The organism is Bacteroides bouchesdurhonensis (genome assembly GCF_900155865.1).
GTDB lineage: Bacteria > Bacteroidota > Bacteroidia > Bacteroidales > Bacteroidaceae > Bacteroides > Bacteroides bouchesdurhonensis.
The window spans coordinates 3,239,826-3,258,195 of the sequence record NZ_LT707006.1 but is presented as its reverse complement, the minus strand read 5'-3'; the positions used below and the strand labels follow the sequence as shown (position 1 = coordinate 3,258,195).

Sequence of the window (18,370 nt, the reverse complement as noted above, 5' to 3'; positions counted from 1 at the left end):
TAGCCAACAAGTTTTATTATATTTGCAGGATAAAATAACAAGGTTGCACATCAAAACTATATAAGCATGTCAGTTTGGGTAAGACACATAGAATGCCTGATTATATTAGTGTTGTTTCTATTCCAGTCCGCTAATTTACGGGCCGTTTCTAAGGACAAAAATCCGATACTGATTATCTGTTCTTATAACCCGGCGTCACAACAAACTTCTGTAACTATTTCGGATTATATGGAAGAATACCAAAAACGGGGAGGAAAACACGATATTATCATAGAGAATATGAACTGTAAGAGTTTCTCAGAATCTTCTTTATGGAGTGGACTAATGACTGATATTCTTTCGAAATACCAGGGAGATAGACATCCGGCACAAATTATTCTTTTAGGTCAGGAAGCATGGGCTGCATATCTTTCACAACGTGACTCTATGCAGATAAAAGTACCTGTAATGTGTAGTCTGATTAGTAGCAATGTAGTGATTTTGCCAACTGATACAGTTTCCTCTTTGAGCACTTGGTTGCCTGAATCTGTTGATGTTTTCGGTGACAGTCTGGACATTCCAGAACTGAAATCAGGATTTATTTATCAGTATAATATTGTTGATAATATTCGGATGATTCAGTCTTTTTATCCCAATACTAAGAATATTGTTTTCATCTCGGATAATACTTATGGTGGAGTGACTATGCAGGCGTTGGTGCGTAAAGAGATGAAGAAATTTCCCGAGTTAAACCTAATTCTTTTGGACGGACGGCAACATACTATTTATACGGTTGTTGAAGAATTACGGCAATTGCCGGAGAATACGGCGATCATGGTAGGAACCTGGCGAGTAGATATGAATGAAGGTTATTTTATGAGAAATGCTACATATGCCATGATGGAGGCTGCACCAAAAGTTCCGACCTTCACCCCTTCCTCTGTGGCCCTTGGATATTGGGCTATCGGAGGAGTTCTGCCGGATTACAAAAAGGTTGGGGGGGATATGGCTGTGGCAAGTATAAGAATTGACGATAATCCGGAAGATACATTGCAAAATTTGACTGTCATTGGAAGTAAAGCAGTATTGGACAGTCGGAAGACGAAAGAATTGGGATTGAATCCAAAGATTCTTCCTTTAAAAGTACAGATTGTCAATCAGCCTGTTACTTTTTACCAACAGTATACTTATCAAATATGGATGGCAGGTTCTGCTTTTGTTATATTGGTGTTAGGATTGTGTATCTCACTTTTTTATTATTTTCGTACAAAACGTCTGAAAGACGAATTATTAACTTCGGAGAAAGATTTGCGGATAGCGAAAGATAGGGCTGAGGAATCTAATCGTTTAAAGAGTGCTTTCCTTGCCAATATGAGTCATGAGATTCGAACACCTCTAAATTCGATTGTTGGGTTCTCGGATGTGCTATCAATAGGTGATAGTACGGAGGAGGAACGGCAATCTTATTATAAAATAATTAAGTCTAACTCTGATTTGCTGTTGCGTTTGATTAATGATATTTTGGACTTGTCCCGTTTGGAAGCAAATCGGGTAACTTTGACTTGGGAGTATTGTGATATAGTGCAGTTGTGTAAGCAAGTTGTGGCTTCGGTAAGTTTTTCCCGGCAGTCTTCGGATAATCAGTTCCTGTTTAATAGTCGATATGAGACTTTTCAGATGGAAACTGATGTACAGCGTATTCAACAGGTGATTATTAATCTGATGTCGAACGCAGATAAATTTACGAGAAATGGAAAGATTACGCTGGACTTTTACATAGACGAGAAAAAGAAAATGGCTGTTTTCTCAGTAACAGATACTGGATGTGGTATTCCTAAAGAGAAGCAAAAGCTGGTGTTTGAACGCTTTGAAAAGTTGAATGAGTATGCTCAAGGAACTGGTCTTGGGTTGTCGATATGTAAATTAATTGTGTATAAATGGAAAGGTGATATATGGATTGACCCTGATTATACAGGAGGGGCACGCTTTGTATTTTCACATCCGCTAAATAGAGAGAAAGAATGAAAAAAAACGTATGTGTTTTTGTTTGGCTTCTTAGCTTTGTGCTGTCAGTGGCAGCTCAGGAGAGGCTAGTGAAATTAAAAATTGTACAAACAAGCGATGTACATGGTAATTACTATCCTTATAATTTTATCATTCGTCAGGAATGGGAGGGAAGTTTGGCGCGAATATATGCTTTTGTGCAAAAAGAACGTGAACAATATAAGGAGAATTTGATTTTACTAGATAATGGGGACATATTACAAGGTCAACCTACGGCATACTACTATAATTATATAGATACGGTTTCTCCTCATTTATGCTCGGAAATGATGAATTACATGAAATATGATGCCGGGAATATGGGAAACCATGATGTGGAAACCGGGCGTAATGTATTTGATCGGTGGATTCGTACATGTGATTTTCCGGTATTGGGTGCTAATATCATTGATACGTCTACCGGAAAAACTCATCTGTCTCCGTATAAGGTGCTTGAACGTGATAGCGTGAAAATTGTTATATTGGGAATGATTACTCCTGCTATACCAGCGTGGCTTTCGGAAAACTTATGGAGTGGATTGAGATTTGATGATATGGAAGAAACTGCGCGTAAGTGGATGAAGATCATTCGTGAAAAAGAAAATCCGGATTTAGTTATTGGCTTGTTTCATGCAGGTCAGGAGGCATTTAAGATGTCGGGGAGATATAACGAAAATGCATCTTTACAAGTTGCGAAGAATGTTCCGGGTTTTGATATCGTCTTGATGGGGCATGATCATGCACGAGAATGTAAGAAGATAGTAAATGTAGAAGGGGACTCGGTATTGATTATTGATCCTGCCAGTAACGGTGTTGTATTGTCTAATGTAGATATAGCTCTGAAGTTGAAAGATGGCAAGATTCAGCATAAAGATATTAAGGGTGTACTGACTGAAACGAAAGATTTCGGTGTCAGTGAAGATTTTATAAAACATTTTGCTCCTCAGTATGAAGCTGTACAGAATTTTGTATCCAAGAAAATAGGAATATTTACAGAGAGTATTTCCACTCATTACGCTTTCTTTGGTCCGTCAGCTTTTATAGACCTGATTCATAGATTACAGCTTGATATAACAGGAGCTGATATTTCTTTTACTGCTCCTCTTTCGTTTGATGCAGTAATAAATAAAGGAGATGTGTATGTAAGCGATATGTTTAATTTGTATAAGTATGAGAATATGCTCTATGTAATGACTCTATCTGGTAAGGAAATTAAGAATTATTTGGAGGAGTCTTATTATTTGTGGACGAACGAGATGAAATCTCCTAATGATCATTTACTCTGGTTTAAGAAGAAATCTAAAGAAGGCGCAGTGGATAGAGCGGCTTTGCAAAATTTTAGTTTTAACTTTGATTCTGCATCCGGTATTATTTATACAGTGGACGTAACTAAACCTAAAGGGGAAAAGATTACTATTATTAGTATGGCAGATGGTACTCCATTCCGTATGGATGAGACTTATAAAGTGGCTTTGAATTCTTATCGTGGTAATGGAGGTGGAGAATTGCTGACTAAAGGAGCAGGTATCCCCCAAGAGAAGTTGAAAGATCGAATTATATTTTCTACGGATAAAGATCTTCGCTTTTATTTGATGCAATATATCGAAAAGAAAGGGATAATAAATCCCCAGGCTCTCAATCGATGGAAGTTTATTCCTGAGGAATGGACAGTTCCTGCTGCTAAACGGGATTATGACTTTCTTTTTAAAAAGGGAAAATAAATATTGGTGTTCTTCTTGGAAATAAAGAAATGAACGGTTTTTTGTTTTTTTCTTTGGATGATTCTTTTGTTAGTAGCTAGTCAAAAAGTAGGGAAAAATGTTCTTTTTGTCAGATTGAGACTTTGAATAAGTTGGAAATTGGATAACTACTGGTATATTTGTCGTCAAAAAGAGAGTGTATGGTTATCCAGAGTGTTCCTAAAATAGGTATTTCTTCAGTGTTTCATTCTAAACATATAGATCCAGCTAATATTGATGTTGTAGATAATGATATAGCACTATTTGATACAGAGAGTATAATATCTTTGTTTGATGGTCCAAGTAAATTGGAAGTATTGAGTGTAGGTCTTTGTTTGGGAGGAAGTACTAATTTTAATATAAATTTTCGTGATTACGAACTGGTTCCTGGTAGGATGGTGGTGGCATTACCTAGCCAGATTATTGAAAATCGGGAAGTAAGTAGTGATTTCAAAGGGATATTTTTCGCGATGTCTAAGAATTTGTTGGAAGGATTGCCTAAAATGGGGAATGTACTCTCACTCTTTTTTTATTTGAAAGATTATCCATGCCTTGATCTCACTCCTAGTGAACAAGATTTGGTTTTAGAGTATCATTCATTTATCCGTAAACGATTGAAAAATAAAGAAGATGCTTATCGTAAGGAAGTAGTAGTTGGGTTGATGCAGAGTTTCTTTTATGAACTTTATAATATTTTTCGTAATCATGCTCCGGTTGTATCAACTGCAGTGTCTAATAAAAGTCGTAAAGAGCATATCTTTGAACAATTTTATGAGTCTCTGGCTCAATCGTATCAGTCTGAACGAAGTGTAAAATTCTATGCTGATCAATTGTGCTTGACACCTAAACATCTTTCGGGGGTGGTGAAGGAGATTAGTGGTAAGACGGTGGGAGAGTGGATTGACGAGTTTGTGATATTGGAGGCGAAAGCTCTTTTGAATTCAACAAGTATGAACATACAGGAGATAGCTGATCGGTTAAACTTTGCCAACCAATCTTTTTTTGGAAAATATTTTAAACATTATGTGGGAGTATCTCCTAAGGAATATCGTAAGAATAGATAAATAAGGACGATCGTTTTTATAATTCTGTTACAATACTCCTGAGCGCACGCGACTCAATGTCTCCGGTGTCATTAATAAATAAGAGGCTATATTTGCTAATGGAGCCCGTTTGATTATTTCAGGATGCCTTTCAAGCAAGAGATTGTATCGCTCGCGTGCTGTTTCGAAGCGCCATGAATCAGCTTTTATCTGTGATACAATCAGGGAGTATTCTAATATTTTCCGATAGAACATGTTGATTTCCCAGTTTTCTTGTGTTAATTTCTGTATTTCATCATAAGGAAATAAATATATGACAACAGGCTCTAACGTTTCGACCATTAATCGGGTAGGAACCCGCTTCAGGAAACTTTCGATACACATCAATATGCAACCTTCATAGGAGAAATGTTCAGTGACGTCTTTTCCATTTTTATAATAATATTGTCTAAGCATTCCTTTGCCAACAAATACAATTTCGTTGGCTATTACTCCTTCTTTGAGTGCTATAACTCCTTTAGGGTATTCTTTGCGAATTAATATCTTTTCTATCTGCCGACGTCCTTCGAGAGTCATTTCTGGGAAACGGGAGTTTACAACGGCATCTACTGTTTCTCTTAATAATGTATCCATGTCTTTTCCGTCTTGTTGTGTGCAAAAATACTAAAAACGATTGACATAAATCAGGTATGGAACAAAAAAGATGTATCTTTGTTTTTGAAATAAAGATATCTATGGAAATGAAAAAAATAATAGGAATGGCAGTATTACTGCTATGTTTGTATGGTTGTGCTAAAGATAATGATGCTATCTATTACCCGGTAAATAACGTGGATATTGAAACAGGAGGTCCGGCTTTGATAGTGGAAGAGGGGCAAGTTCCTCTTATCCGGAGTTATAATGACGAAGATTATGTGTTAGATACTGTTGCGCAATATCCGAATAATCCGACATTGGGTAAATTGACATTTATGGTTGATTTGAAGAACCAGTTGGCTGACGAAGATGTTGTCGGCTTTAATGGTGTTGGAAAATCGAAATTAACTATGAGCCTCGGTTATAAGAACGGCAATTATTCGGAGATAAGTCAAATTCCTATATATACCTCTCCGGATGTAACGACCCGATATGCGGTTAAACTTCGTTTGAAGGGGGAGTTAACTTTATCGGGAAACGAATGGATGATAGATTATGTGTATACTCAACTGGCTAGTTTGTTTCAACCGTATCCACCATCTTCTTTTCCGGTTGAAGTGTTCATGTGTAAGGGAGGTATGAAATTGGGAACTTTTGATTCGTTTCGCAGAACTTGTACTTTTGATATAAGTTATGATCGTTCAGATTTGTCTTTTAGTCAGTTATATTTTAATATGTTTATTAACTTGGCTGGGCAGAAGCGGGAGGATAGGATTCGTTTGAGAATTGATAAGGAATCATTCTTTGAGGTATATGAACAGAAACAGGCTATTTAGTTTTAATTTAAAATCCATAGGCACAATGAACTCCTAGTGAAAAATGATTATCATATCATGTTTACTCCATGAATAGTCTATGGCTGGTCTGCGAAGGATCAAAGAAGGTAATGCCAGGCATTATTGCCAAGTTTAACTTATCTAGTGTTTCATATTTACTTCCTATACTCATTGTCCAGTGTGAACCATGTGCGTAGACTTGTTCTAATGCCCCACCAAGTGGCCATGGACTGTTGGCCCGTTATATAGGCTACAATTAAAATGAATAAAAAAGGAGATGATTTTGAATTCACCTCCTATTAATAGTAGTGGGTACGAGAATCGAACTCGTATTACATGCGTGAGAGGCATGTGTCCTAACCGTTAGACGAACCCACCAATTTTTAAGATTTAAAAAGAGCCAAGTCCATAAAACTTAGCTCTTTTTTATTTTTGAGATTTAGCGGAAGCTGGGGGATTCGAACCCCCGGTACAGTTACCCGTACGTCAGTTTAGCAAACTGGTGGTTTCAGCCACTCACCCAAACTTCCTTGAACCTGCATTCTCTCTCAAATGCGGTGCAAATATAGGGGGAACTTTTGGACTACGCAAATCTTTTAGCAATATTTTTTTTACCTAATTTTTAAGAAATGAGTTAAACTGCTATGTTTCAAATGTTAAACGAATGATTTTTTTTTGATTGTCTTTGATGATTTTATGATAGAGAAGAGAGGAAAAGAAAATTTAATAATTTCTTTGAAGAAAGAGCATAAAAAAAGGCTATCTATCCCAGACAGCCAATCTTTTTTGTTAACCTTAAATCTAATACTATGAAAAACACATTGCAAATATACTGAATTTTATGGATTTTGCAAATAATATAGGTCAGAAAGACTTGATTTGTAACATTAATTATGTATAAAGCGTATTATTCTATTTTTATTAAGTTTTTAAAGGTGCATGTTTTTTCTATATATAATATTTTTCACATATCTGTAGCGTGAAGAACTCTGATTCATTTAGTTATTTGAAAAGTTAAAAGTAAGAAGAAGGGGAATTTACCTAATCGGATAGGTGAATTCCTCCTAACAAGTAGGAGATTTCAATTTCAAAAGGAATTTTCATTTTTTACTTTTGTTCCATCAAGAAAGACAAAAGTTAGGAACAACTAGAAAAATAAAGGAATATGAAAACGAACTTATTGAAATACTTGAAGCTGGCTTTAATAGCTGTATTAATGGTTAATTTGACTTCATGTGAAATAGAAATCGATACTTTTTATGATGATGACAACATTGGAAATAATTATTATAATCGTACTATTGATCTAACTAGTCGTACTTGGGTGAGTTTTTATCAAGATGTAGATGGTAATTACTGTTGTCAGGAACTGGATTTTTATAGGGATCGTACAGGAGTAGATTATATTCGAGTGGAATATCCAGATGGATATGTAGAGACTTTTGAATATTGTTTCCGTTGGAACTGGGCAAACAATGCACAAACTTCTATTCGTATGAATTATGGACCAAGTGATGTTTCTTTCTTAGATGATATTTATATTGGAGGAAATAGACTGAGTGGTTATTTGGATGGACGAAATAATTTTGTAGAATATCAGGGTAAGAGATAGATTAATCAGATAAAATAGGATATTTAGCCAGGATGAACTATATGTATTGGGGGTACAATAGGGACGTGAAATGAAAGCTTAAAAGTTTTGAATGGGACTAAATAGTTTTTATCTTTGCGCCCTATTAGTACGTTTAACGCATGGATTGGTTATATACTCTGTTTATTGAACATTCTGCTTTACAGGCAGTTGTCGTACTTTCATTGATTTCTGCCATTGGCCTAGGTATGGGAAGGGTGCATTTCTGGGGAGTTTCTCTAGGGGTCACTTTTGTTTTTTTTATGGGTATTTTGGCAGGACATCTCGGACTTTCTGTTGATCCTCAAATGTTAAATTATGCAGAAAGTTTTGGATTAGTTATTTTCGTTTATTCTTTGGGACTTCAGGTGGGGCCCGGTTTTTTCAGTTCATTCCGAAAAGGAGGGATAACGCTGAATATGTTGGCATTAGGAGTTGTTTTATTAGGAACTTTGCTGACTGTACTTGCGAGTTATACAACAGGTATATCACTTCCTGATATGATAGGTATTCTTTGTGGTGCAACAACAAATACTCCTGCACTTGGAGCTGCACAACAGACATTGAAGCAAATGGGAATGGATAGTAGTACTCCTGCTTTAGGATGTGCAGTAGCTTATCCGTTGGGAGTTGTTGGTGTGATTCTTGCTGTGTTATTAATCCGTAAAGTTCTTGTTCGTAAGGAAGATTTGGAAGTAAAAGAGAAGGATGATGCGAACAAAACTTATATTGCAGCGTTTCAAGTACATAATCCTGCTATTTTTAATAAAAGTATTAAAGATATAGCCCATATGAGTTATCCTAAGTTTGTTATTTCTCGTTTGTGGCGAGATGGACATGTCAGCATTCCTACTTCAGAGAAAGTATTGAAAGAAGGGGATCGTTTGCTTGTCGTTACTTCGGAAAAAGATGCTTTAGCTTTGACTGTACTTTTTGGAGAACAGGAAAATACGGATTGGAACAAAGAGGACATTGATTGGAATGCGATTGACAGTGAATTGATTTCACAGCGTATTGTGGTGACACGCCCTGAATTAAATGGGAAAAAACTGGGCTCGCTCCGGCTAAGGAATCACTATGGTATTAATATTAGTCGTGTTTATCGTTCAGGTGTGCAACTGCTTGCAACACCAGAGCTGGTGCTTCAATTGGGTGATCGTTTAACGGTAGTAGGCGAGGCGGCAGCAATTCAAAATGTGGAAAAAGTATTAGGAAATGCTATAAAGAGCTTGAAAGAGCCTAATCTGGTCGTAGTATTTATTGGTATTGTACTTGGGTTGGCGTTAGGAGCTATTCCTTTTTCTATTCCGGGAATCAGTACTCCCGTGAAGTTGGGATTGGCAGGAGGACCGATCATTGTAGGTATTCTTTTAGGTACTTTCGGACCTCGGATACATATGATAACTTATACCACACGAAGTGCTAATTTAATGTTACGTGCATTGGGGCTTTCTATGTATCTGGCTTGTCTTGGATTGGATGCGGGAGCACATTTCTTTGATACTGTATTCCGTCCGGAAGGATTGTTATGGATTGCTTTAGGGGCTGGTCTGACAATTATTCCGACTGTAATAATAGGGTTTGTTGCTTTTAAAATGATGAAGATTGATTTCGGTACGGTGTCTGGCATGTTGTGTGGTAGTATGGCTAATCCGATGGCACTAAACTATGCAAATGATACGATACCCGGAGATAATCCTTCGGTAGCATATGCAACGGTGTATCCATTATGTATGTTTTTAAGAGTCATTATTGCTCAAGTCCTTTTAATGTTCTTGCTTGGTTGAGAAATAAGTGTTGAAAATATGATAATTGTAAATTATAAAACTCTAAAATAGAATGACTGCTCAAAGTAATATAACTCCTGAGAGTATTGTGGCTGATTTACGCTATTTACAACTACTTTCCCGTAGTTTCCCTACAATTGCGGACGCAAGTACGGAGGTTATCAATCTGGAGGCTATATTGAATCTTCCTAAAGGTACAGAACATTTCTTGACGGATATACATGGTGAATATGAAGCTTTCCAACATGTTTTAAAGAATGCTTCCGGAGCGGTGAAGCGCAAGGTTAATGAGATTTTTGGCAATACTTTGCGTGAATCGGAAAAGAAGGAAATTTGTACATTAATCTATTATCCGGAAGAAAAACTTCAGTTGGTGAAAGCTTGTGAGAAGGATCTGGATGATTGGTATTTGATAACTTTGAATCAATTGGTGAAAGTCTGTCAGAATGTTTCTTCCAAATATACTCGTTCAAAGGTGCGTAAGTCATTGCCAGCAGATTTTTCTTATATAATTCAGGAATTGTTGCATGAATCTTCTATTGAACCGAATAAACATGCGTATATCAATGTGATCATTAGCACGATTATCTCCACGAAACGTGCAGACGCTTTTATTATTGCTATGTGTAATCTGATTCAACGTCTGACTATTGATTCTTTGCATATTGTGGGGGATATCTATGATCGTGGACCAGGGGCGCATATTATTATGGATACGTTGTGTAATTATCATAATTTTGATATTCAGTGGGGAAATCACGATATATTGTGGATGGGAGCTGCTTCGGGTAATGATAGTTGCATAGCAAATGTGATCCGTATGTCAATGCGTTATGGCAATTTGTCTACTCTTGAAGATGGTTACGGAATTAATCTTCTTCCGTTGGCTACTTTTGCTATGGATACTTATGCCGATGATCCATGTGCTATTTTTATGCCGAAAATGAATTATGCAGATGCTCATTATAATGAGAAAACTTTGCGTTTGATTACTCAGATGCATAAGGCTATCACTATTATTCAATTTAAATTAGAAGCTGCAATTATCGATCGTCGCCCGGAGTTCGGTATGGGAAATCGAAAATTGTTAGATAAGATAGATTTTGAACGAGGAGTTTTTGTATATGAAGGAAAAGAATATGCTTTACGTGATACGAATTTTCCAACTATCGATCCTACTGATCCTTATCGCTTGACTGAGGAAGAACGTGAGTTGGTAGATAAAATTCACTACTCGTTTATGAATAGTGAGAAATTGAAGAAACATATGCGTTGTTTATTTACATATGGCGGTATGTATTTAGTATGTAATTCCAATCTTTTGTATCATGCATCTGTTCCTTTAAATGAAGATGGTAGTTTTAAACATGTTAAAATACGTGGTAAAGAATATTGGGGACGTAAATTGCTGGATAAAGCTGACCAATTAATCCGTACTGCTTACTTTGATGAAGAAGGTGAGGATGATAAAGCTTTTGCTATGGATTATATATGGTATATGTGGTGTGGTCCTGATGCTCCTTTGTTCGACAAGGACAAAATGGCTACTTTTGAACGTTATTTTCTAGAAGATAAGGAATTACATAAAGAGAAAAAAGGGTACTATTATACATTGCGTAATCAGGAGGATATTTGCAATAAGATTTTGTCTGAATTTGGAGCTTTAGGACCTCATTCTCATATTATTAATGGTCATGTACCTGTAAAGACTACTCAGGGGGAACAACCAATGAAAGCCAATGGAAAACTATTTGTTATTGATGGTGGGTTCTCGAAAGCTTATCAGCCTGAAACTGGAATAGCCGGATATACTCTTGTATATCACTCTCATGGCCTACAGTTAGTGCAACATGAACCGTTTGAGTCAAGGCAAAAAGCAATTGAAGAGGCACTTGATATTAAATCTACGAACTTTGTTCTTGAGTTTAATTCCCAGCGAATGATGGTGAAAGATACAGATAAGGGAAAGGAACTTATAACACAGATTCAGGATTTGAAGAAGTTACTTGTAGCTTATCGAATCGGTTTAATTAAAGAAAAGGTTTGAGGTTATATTAAGGATATATTTATTATTATAGATATATCCTGTTTAATTAGACTAGGTTTTGCTTTTATTTTTTCATGAGGATAAACTTTAATTTCATATCCAGCACTGCATGGACCAGGGTTAATTTCATTTCCCGTTTAGCACGGATGATATATTTTTTTTCTATATTTTATACTAAAGGTCGTGAGATGAGACTCTAGAAAAGGATAAGTCCAACTTCTACAATCGTGTTTTTGTCAAAGTTGTGGGATTTATTGTAATAACGAGTCCATCCATATCCTCCGGTTGCAAAGACTCCAAGTTTCTCAGTGATTTGATATTCTACATTAATGCGTGTTTGTAAAGCGTAGAGGCGTTTAGAGATTACTTCATTTTTATTCTTAAATGTTTCTATATGTTCGTATCCCAAATCTCCACTGATTGATAGTTTTTGGGTAACAGGCAATGATAGACCGGCACGATAAGAAGCACTAGCTGAGATCTTATCATCCAAATTTAGATTGTATGTTCCAAGTCCTAATATAGTATAGAATAACTTATTCTTGAAGCGTACTCCTATATTTCCAAGTGTCGTATTTCCGCCATATATTAGCATTTGGACTTTTGTTTCAGGATTCATATTTACCAATCCAAGTTGGAAGCCTTTTATTGTTTTTTGATAATAGTTAATTAAGCCAAGTTGGACTCCATGGACTTGGGTTGCATAGTTACATAATCCAATTTGCATTCCATTTAATGAATTAGCAGTTATATTAGCAATACCTGCAATTTGTATTCCATTCATGTTTTTACCCGTTACGTTTAGGAGTCCGGAAGCCATCATACCACTGAGATCTTCTCCGGTTATGTTTGCCAGTCCGGAAAGTTGTAGTCCTGAAGCTGTTTCTCCTGTAACATTCATAAATCCGCTCATCATTATTCCTGTTGTATTATCTCCTCCAATACTTGTGAGACCTGAAATAATTATACCTTTAGCACCATTGCCTGTGATATTGACCAAACCAGAAGCAGAGAGACCTGCCAGATTGTTTCCACTGATATTACTAATACCAGATAATTGAAGTCCTTGCATACTGCCACCCACTATGTTAGCTAGTCCGGAAATTTGCATTCCATTCATCTCTTTACGAGTCACCCCTCCTAAGACATTTATTCCTATACCATTAAGACGGTTTATAGTCGATAGGAAACCTAGATTTACATAGCTAGTTTGAGTACTATCTAGAGATTGGGTACTAATACCTTTCCAAACAGACAGATTAATACCTGCACACTTATTCTGTGCTTGTAAACAAACGGCAGCCATTAAAATAGCTGCCGTACATATTGCTTTTTTGATTTCCATATTTTTATCCTTTAGCTTCCTGATATAAGTAACGTTTGATGCTCTTCTTAGGAGTCTTTTCAAATTCTTCAGGATATATTTTCATTTTAAATATCTGACTGTAAGCAGGTAGTGTTTCGTTTAACACAAGTCGATTCTCTTCCATTACTCGTTCGATATCTTCATTTTTTAAACCATTGGCAAATGCTTCATCAAAATCCGGATAAACTAAGCCTACTAATTTCTCATTTTGCTGGACGATAATACTTTCAGCTACATAGGGCAGATTGTTAAGTTTATCTTCAATCTCTTCAGGATAGATGTTTTGTCCACTAGCACTGAGTAACATGTTTTTGCTGCGTCCTTTGATTGTAACATTACCTTCGGCATCCATTAAGGCGAGGTCACCTGTATGTAACCAACCATCTTTGTCTATTACTTGGCGAGTTGCTTCTTCATTTTTATAGTAGCCTAACATTACATTAGGACCTTTACATACTATTTCACCTACAATATTTTCAGGATCAGAAGAGAGTACTTGTACGTCCATACGTTGCGCTGCTTTTCCACAAGAGCCTGGTTTGAACTTGGTCCAATCTTCGTAACATATAATCGGACCACATTCTGTCATTCCATAACCTACAGTATAAGGAAAGTCGATCATTCTCAAAAATTGTTCCACTTCCTGATTGAAAGCTGCACCACCTACAATTACAGCAGCAAAGTTTCCTCCGAACCCTTTGATCATCTCTTCGCGGACAGTTGCTTTGATTTTATCATTGATAAAAGGTACTTTTAGTAATAACTTCATAGCAGGAGTTTCCAATTTTGGAAGTACATTTTTCTTGATAATTTTTTCGATAATCAGAGGAACAGCAACAATTAGTCTTGGCTTTACTTCTGCAAAAGCTTGAAAAATGATTTTGGGGCTAGGCATACGGGTAAGGAAATAAATCTGGCATCCCACAGCGAATTCATATAAGAATTCAAAGGCCAAACCATACATATGTGCCATTGGTAACATAGATACAATTTTATCGCCGGCTTGTAGCGGCAATGCTTCAAAAGCAAACTTTGTATTTGACCATAGACTACGATAGGGGAGCATAACACCTTTTGAGTAGCTGGTTGTACCAGAAGTATAATTGATAACTGCCAATTCTTCTGGTTGATCTTTATGGTATTTAATATGTTCTGTTCTGAAATTCTTTGGATATTTCTTGCCGAACAATTCATTTAGATGTTCTCGAGCATGTGTCAGGCGTTCGCTACGTGAAACTAATAAAGTAAAATCGTTCATCATCAAGATACCTTCTAATAGTGGCATCGCTGATTCATTCAGATTCTCCCAGACCATATCTCCAACAAATAATAACTTAGCTTCGGAGTGATTGACGATGTTGTGTACATTATCTGCTTTAAATTCATGGAGAATGGGGACGATAACCGCTCCATAGGTTAATGTAGCCAGAAAAGTAACCCCCCAATGAGAACTATTTCTTCCGCAAACAGCTATTTTATCTCCTTTGCGGATTCCACTTTCTTCAAAAATAATATGGAGTTTTTCGATTTTGCGAGCTACGTCTTTATACTGTAGGGTGGCTCCCTTGTAATCAGTCAAGGCATCCAAGTCCCAATTGTTTTTTATACTATTCTCAATGTAAGCTATAAAACTTTGTTCCATTGTTTTTTGCACATTTGGTATTAAATTGTGCAAATATAATAATTAAATTGAGAATGAAGCATTATGAGTGAAGATTTTTTGGGGAAGAAGAATCTTTGGTAGTAAGGGATGTTTATAAAAAGAAAGATGAAGAATGGTTGTGTAATAACAGCTAAATCCAAATCTTCATCTTTCTTTGTTCTTTTATTGCAGGTACCATTCATACATTTTCTGTATACCTTCTTCTATTTCAATTTTGTGATGCCACCCTAAAGCATGGAGTTTAGACGGGTCGGTTAGCTTGCGCATTGTACCATCTGGTTTACTGCTGTCAAAGGTTAATTTTCCATTATAACCAACTGTTTCAACAATTCGTTCGGCTAATTGGCGGATCGAGATCTCTTTTCCGGTTCCAATGTTGATATGGCAGTTGCGGATGTCTTTATCACCTTCTTTATAAGTGTTTTTGAAATCCACATGTTCCATGACAAATACACTGGCGTCGGCCATTTCTTCACTCCAAAGGAATTCACGCAAAGGAGTACCTGTACCCCATAGTGTGACTTCCATTTCATTAATACCATATTTGCGGAGAACAGCAAGAATCTCTTCTTTTGAACTATTACCATTGATTCCTTCTACAGGTCGTAGATTCAAGTCTTTACGAACAGCCTCCCAATTACATTCTTTCAGGCAATGTGCCAGATGAATTTTGCGAATCATGGCAGGAAGTACATGGCTACGTTCTAAATCAAAGTTATCATTTGGACCATACAGATTGGTTGGCATAACTGCAATATAATTTGTACCATATTGCAAGTTAAAACTTTCACACATTTTCAATCCTGCTATTTTGGCTATTGCATAAGGTTCATTGGTATATTCTAATGGAGATGTCAGTAAAACCTCTTCTTTCATTGGTTGCTCGGCGTCACGAGGATATATACATGTGCTACCAAGAAATAGAAGCTTTTTTACGTTGTGTCGGAAACTTTCCCCGATTATGTTTTGCTGGATTTGCAGGTTCTTGTAAATAAAGTCGGCACGATATATACTATTTGCCATTATACCACCTACGAAGGCGGCAGCAAGAAATACATATTCTGGTTTTTCTTTGTCGAAAAATTGACGGACAGCAATACCGTCCAAAAGATCAAGTTCTTTGTGAGTACAGCCAACAAGATTTGTGTATCCTTTGTCTTGCAAATTTTTCCAAATAGCAGAACCTACCAGACCGCAGTGTCCTGCTACATATATTTTTGCATTCTTTTCCATATAAAGTCGTGTTAATGTTTGGTGACAATCATGCGTCTCACTTTTTCCATATCGTGACGAGTCATGATGCTTACCAATTCCTCGAATGATGTTTTACGTGGATTCCAACCTAACAATGTTCTGGCTTTTGTTGGATCACCCAATAATTGTTCCACTTCTGCAGGGCGGAAATACTTAGGATCAATTTCAACTAATATATTTCCTGTGGCAATGTCAATGCCTTTTTCATCAGTACCTTTACCTTCCCATCGGAGTTCGATTCCCACTTCTTTGAAAGCAAGGGTTGCAAATTCACGTACCGTATGCATTTCTCCTGTAGCAATTACAAAATCTTCCGGGGCATCATGTTGGAGAATTAACCACATGCATTCAACATAATCTTTAGCATATCCCCAGTCACGTCGTGCATCCAGATTGCCTAAATATAATTTGTCCTGCTCTCCTTGTGCTATACGTGCAGCTGCCAATGTGATTTTACGTGTTACGAATGTTTCTCCACGACGTTCACTTTCGTGATTGAATAATATACCATTAACAGCAAACATCCCATAACTTTCACGATAATTCTTAGTTATCCAGAAGCCGTATTGTTTTGCTACTCCATATGGACTACGTGGATAGAAGGGGGTTGTTTCTTTTTGTGGAATTTCCTGTACTTTACCAAATAATTCGGAGGTAGAAGCTTGATAAATACGAGTTTTCTTTTCTAATCCCAGAATACGTACTGCTTCGAGCATACGTAATGTGCCAATAGCATCAGCTTCTGCTGTATATTCGGGAACATCGAATGATACTTTTACATGACTTTGGGCTGCAAGATTGTATATCTCATCTGGTTGTACTTGTTGGATGATACGGATAAGAGAACTGGAATCAGTCATATCACCATAATGTAAATTAATTGTACGTTTCTGTTTCATGTCACGTACCCATTCGTCAAAATATAAATGTTCTATACGACCAGTATTGAATGAAGAAGAACGGCGAAGAATGCCATGAACTTCATAACCTTTTTGCAAAAGAAACTCAGCAAGGTAGGAACCGTCTTGTCCGGTAATGCCTGATATAAGGGCTGTTTTCATACACTATATGTTTTTATTTGAAAATACGGATACAAATGTCGGAAATTTTTGCTGCATACGCAAAAACTCATTCGATTTTATTTTTAGCGGTATTTTTTCCCATGACTTTATCGATTATTAATGCGATAGCACCGTCACCAGTTACATTGCATGCTGTACCAAAACTGTCCATGGCAATATATAGTGCAATCATTAGTGCTTGAGCTGATTCGTCGAAACCTAGCATAGATTGTAAGATGCCTAATGAAGCCATAATAGCTCCGCCAGGAACACCAGGTGCAGCTACCATAGTAATTCCTAACATGAAAATGAATCCGGCAAATAAAGGGAAGTCGAAAGAAATGCCCTGCATAATCATTAATGCTAGAGCACAAGCTACAATTTTTAGTGTACTACCGGACAGATGGATGGTTGCACAAAGTGGAATTACGAATCCGGCAATGTCAGCAGATACACCGTTTTTTTTTGTTTGTTCTAATGTCACAGGGATGGTGGCAGCAGAAGATTGCGTTCCCAAAGCTGTGAAGTAAGCAGGTATCATTTTTCTAAGTAACTTGAATGGGTTTTTCCGAACAAAAAGTGCGGCAATGGAATATTGGAAAATTAATAAGAAGATGTGGAGTATGAATATGACTCCAATAATTTTGATAAAGACTATTAGAATGGAATATACCTGTCCTGAATGGGTCATGTTTAGAAATATTCCGAAAATATAAAGTGGTAATAACGGCAATATTACTGCACTAATCATACGCACAATGATTTCTTGAAAATCACGTGCTACATTTTTTAGTGCATCTTTCTGTAATGAGGCTAGACCTAAGCCAAGAGTAAAAGAAAGAATTAATGCTGTCATTACATTCATTAGTGGAGGAATGGATACGGAAAAGTAGGGTACAATGCCTTGCGCTTCGCTAACTTCCTCAAGTGGTACACCTGTATCAATAAGAGAAGGGAAAATGGTGACACCTGTAAAATAAGAGAGAAAACCGGAGAATAATGTAGCACCATAGGCTATCAGTGCTGTAATAAGCAACATTTTGCCAGCACCTTTTCCGATGTCGGCAATTGCTATAGTGACTAGTCCTACAATTATTAGTGGGATAGAGAAATTGAGGAATTCGCTAAAAATGCCATTAAAAGTAACAAATATACGTACTAATGGTGTTGGAAATATAGTACCGATTGCTATCCCTAAGATGATAGCAATAATAATGCGTGGCAATAAATCGATTTTAAACTTCTTCATTCTGGATTCTTTTATGAATTACAAAAGTAATGTTTTA

13 protein-coding genes and 2 tRNA genes are annotated in these 18,370 nt (G+C 36.7%); 7 read left to right on the top strand and 8 right to left on the bottom strand.

Annotated elements, in window-relative coordinates:
- Positions 1-66 precede the first annotated feature (66 nt).
- The 3 genes from CZ225_RS13840 to CZ225_RS13830 all read left to right on the top strand — a co-directional run bounded on the left by CZ225_RS13840 (position 67) and on the right by CZ225_RS13830 (position 4,825).
- Positions 67-2,004, top strand: a complete 1,938-nt coding sequence (locus CZ225_RS13840) for a sensor histidine kinase (protein ID WP_077154486.1) — start codon at positions 67-69, stop codon at positions 2,002-2,004.
- Positions 2,001-3,743 carry a bifunctional metallophosphatase/5'-nucleotidase gene (locus CZ225_RS13835; RefSeq protein WP_077154485.1) on the top strand — a complete coding sequence of 581 codons (1,743 nt, stop codon included), beginning with the start codon at positions 2,001-2,003 and terminating at the stop codon, positions 3,741-3,743. Before CZ225_RS13840 ends, CZ225_RS13835 begins: the two co-directional genes overlap by 4 nt.
- A 179-nt stretch (positions 3,744-3,922) precedes the next feature.
- Entirely contained in the window at positions 3,923-4,825 is a 903-nt protein-coding gene (locus CZ225_RS13830; RefSeq protein WP_077154484.1) for a helix-turn-helix domain-containing protein, read from the top strand.
- 27 nt (positions 4,826-4,852) lie between these two features.
- Here the strand turns inward: CZ225_RS13830 and CZ225_RS13825 are convergent, their stop codons facing one another.
- On the bottom strand, positions 4,853-5,437 hold the full coding sequence (locus CZ225_RS13825; protein WP_077154483.1) for a Crp/Fnr family transcriptional regulator: 585 nt from the start codon (positions 5,435-5,437) through the stop codon (positions 4,853-4,855).
- A 101-nt stretch (positions 5,438-5,538) separates the two neighbouring features.
- Here CZ225_RS13825 and CZ225_RS13820 point away from each other — a divergent pair, with 101 nt between their 5' ends.
- Complete coding sequence (locus CZ225_RS13820; RefSeq protein WP_077155832.1) at positions 5,539-6,276, top strand: DUF3845 domain-containing protein; 738 nt, start codon at positions 5,539-5,541, stop codon at positions 6,274-6,276.
- A gap of 306 nt (positions 6,277-6,582) precedes the next feature.
- Here the strand turns inward: CZ225_RS13820 and CZ225_RS13815 are convergent.
- Positions 6,583-6,654 (bottom strand) — tRNA-Glu (locus tag CZ225_RS13815).
- Between the two features lie 65 nt (positions 6,655-6,719).
- Positions 6,720-6,806 (bottom strand) — tRNA-Ser (locus tag CZ225_RS13810).
- 635 nt (positions 6,807-7,441) lie between these two features.
- On the opposite strand from CZ225_RS13810, the gene CZ225_RS13805 reads away from it, so the two are divergent.
- The 3 genes from CZ225_RS13805 (at position 7,442) to CZ225_RS13795 (ending at position 11,740) form a co-directional block, all read left to right on the top strand.
- The gene (locus CZ225_RS13805) at positions 7,442-7,888 is read left to right on the top strand and encodes a hypothetical protein (protein ID WP_077154482.1); all 447 of its coding nucleotides are present in this window, start codon (positions 7,442-7,444) and stop codon (positions 7,886-7,888) included.
- A 140-nt stretch (positions 7,889-8,028) separates the two neighbouring features.
- On the top strand, positions 8,029-9,693 hold the full coding sequence (locus tag CZ225_RS13800; protein ID WP_077154481.1) for a putative transporter: 1,665 nt from the start codon (positions 8,029-8,031) through the stop codon (positions 9,691-9,693).
- 52 nt (positions 9,694-9,745) lie between these two features.
- Positions 9,746-11,740, top strand: coding sequence for a fructose-bisphosphatase class III (locus CZ225_RS13795; RefSeq protein ID WP_025076294.1), 1,995 nt, complete (start codon positions 9,746-9,748; stop codon positions 11,738-11,740).
- 196 nt (positions 11,741-11,936) lie between these two features.
- On the opposite strand, the gene CZ225_RS13790 is transcribed toward CZ225_RS13795, so the two are convergent.
- From CZ225_RS13790 to CZ225_RS13770, 5 genes are all read right to left on the bottom strand, one after another.
- The gene (locus CZ225_RS13790) at positions 11,937-13,085 is read right to left on the bottom strand and encodes an LA_2272 family surface repeat-containing protein (protein ID WP_077154480.1); all 1,149 of its coding nucleotides are present in this window, start codon (positions 13,083-13,085) and stop codon (positions 11,937-11,939) included.
- A 4-nt stretch (positions 13,086-13,089) separates the two neighbouring features.
- Positions 13,090-14,748, bottom strand: coding sequence for an AMP-binding protein (locus tag CZ225_RS13785; protein ID WP_077154479.1), 1,659 nt, complete (start codon positions 14,746-14,748; stop codon positions 13,090-13,092).
- A 183-nt stretch (positions 14,749-14,931) separates the two neighbouring features.
- Complete coding sequence (locus tag CZ225_RS13780) at positions 14,932-16,002, bottom strand: GDP-L-fucose synthase family protein (RefSeq protein ID WP_077154478.1); 1,071 nt, start codon at positions 16,000-16,002, stop codon at positions 14,932-14,934.
- 11 nt (positions 16,003-16,013) lie between these two features.
- Complete coding sequence (gene gmd / locus CZ225_RS13775) at positions 16,014-17,084, bottom strand: GDP-mannose 4,6-dehydratase (protein ID WP_077154477.1); 1,071 nt, start codon at positions 17,082-17,084, stop codon at positions 16,014-16,016.
- A 67-nt stretch (positions 17,085-17,151) separates the two neighbouring features.
- Entirely contained in the window at positions 17,152-18,333 is a 1,182-nt protein-coding gene (locus tag CZ225_RS13770; RefSeq protein ID WP_077154476.1) for a dicarboxylate/amino acid:cation symporter, read from the bottom strand.
- Between the last annotated feature and the right edge of the window lie 37 nt (positions 18,334-18,370).

Bases quoted from the DNA above. Each gene is read 5' to 3' on its own strand.
- CZ225_RS13820 (WP_077155832.1), top strand. From the start codon at position 5,539: ATGGAAATGAAAAAAATAATAGGAATGGCAGTATTACTGCTATGTTTG.
- gmd (WP_077154477.1), bottom strand. From the start codon at position 17,084: ATGAAAACAGCCCTTATATCAGGCATTACCGGACAAGACGGTTCCTAC.
- CZ225_RS13835 (WP_077154485.1), top strand. From the start codon at position 2,001: ATGAAAAAAAACGTATGTGTTTTTGTTTGGCTTCTTAGCTTTGTGCTG.
- CZ225_RS13795 (WP_025076294.1), top strand. From the start codon at position 9,746: ATGACTGCTCAAAGTAATATAACTCCTGAGAGTATTGTGGCTGATTTA.
- CZ225_RS13800 (WP_077154481.1), top strand. From the start codon at position 8,029: ATGGATTGGTTATATACTCTGTTTATTGAACATTCTGCTTTACAGGCA.
- CZ225_RS13830 (WP_077154484.1), top strand. From the start codon at position 3,923: ATGGTTATCCAGAGTGTTCCTAAAATAGGTATTTCTTCAGTGTTTCAT.
- CZ225_RS13840 (WP_077154486.1), top strand. From the start codon at position 67: ATGTCAGTTTGGGTAAGACACATAGAATGCCTGATTATATTAGTGTTG.
- CZ225_RS13805 (WP_077154482.1), top strand. From the start codon at position 7,442: ATGAAAACGAACTTATTGAAATACTTGAAGCTGGCTTTAATAGCTGTA.
- CZ225_RS13825 (WP_077154483.1), bottom strand. From the start codon at position 5,437: ATGGATACATTATTAAGAGAAACAGTAGATGCCGTTGTAAACTCCCGT.
- CZ225_RS13780 (WP_077154478.1), bottom strand. From the start codon at position 16,002: ATGGAAAAGAATGCAAAAATATATGTAGCAGGACACTGCGGTCTGGTA.
- CZ225_RS13785 (WP_077154479.1), bottom strand. From the start codon at position 14,748: ATGGAACAAAGTTTTATAGCTTACATTGAGAATAGTATAAAAAACAAT.
- CZ225_RS13770 (WP_077154476.1), bottom strand. From the start codon at position 18,333: ATGAAGAAGTTTAAAATCGATTTATTGCCACGCATTATTATTGCTATC.
- CZ225_RS13790 (WP_077154480.1), bottom strand. From the start codon at position 13,085: ATGGAAATCAAAAAAGCAATATGTACGGCAGCTATTTTAATGGCTGCC.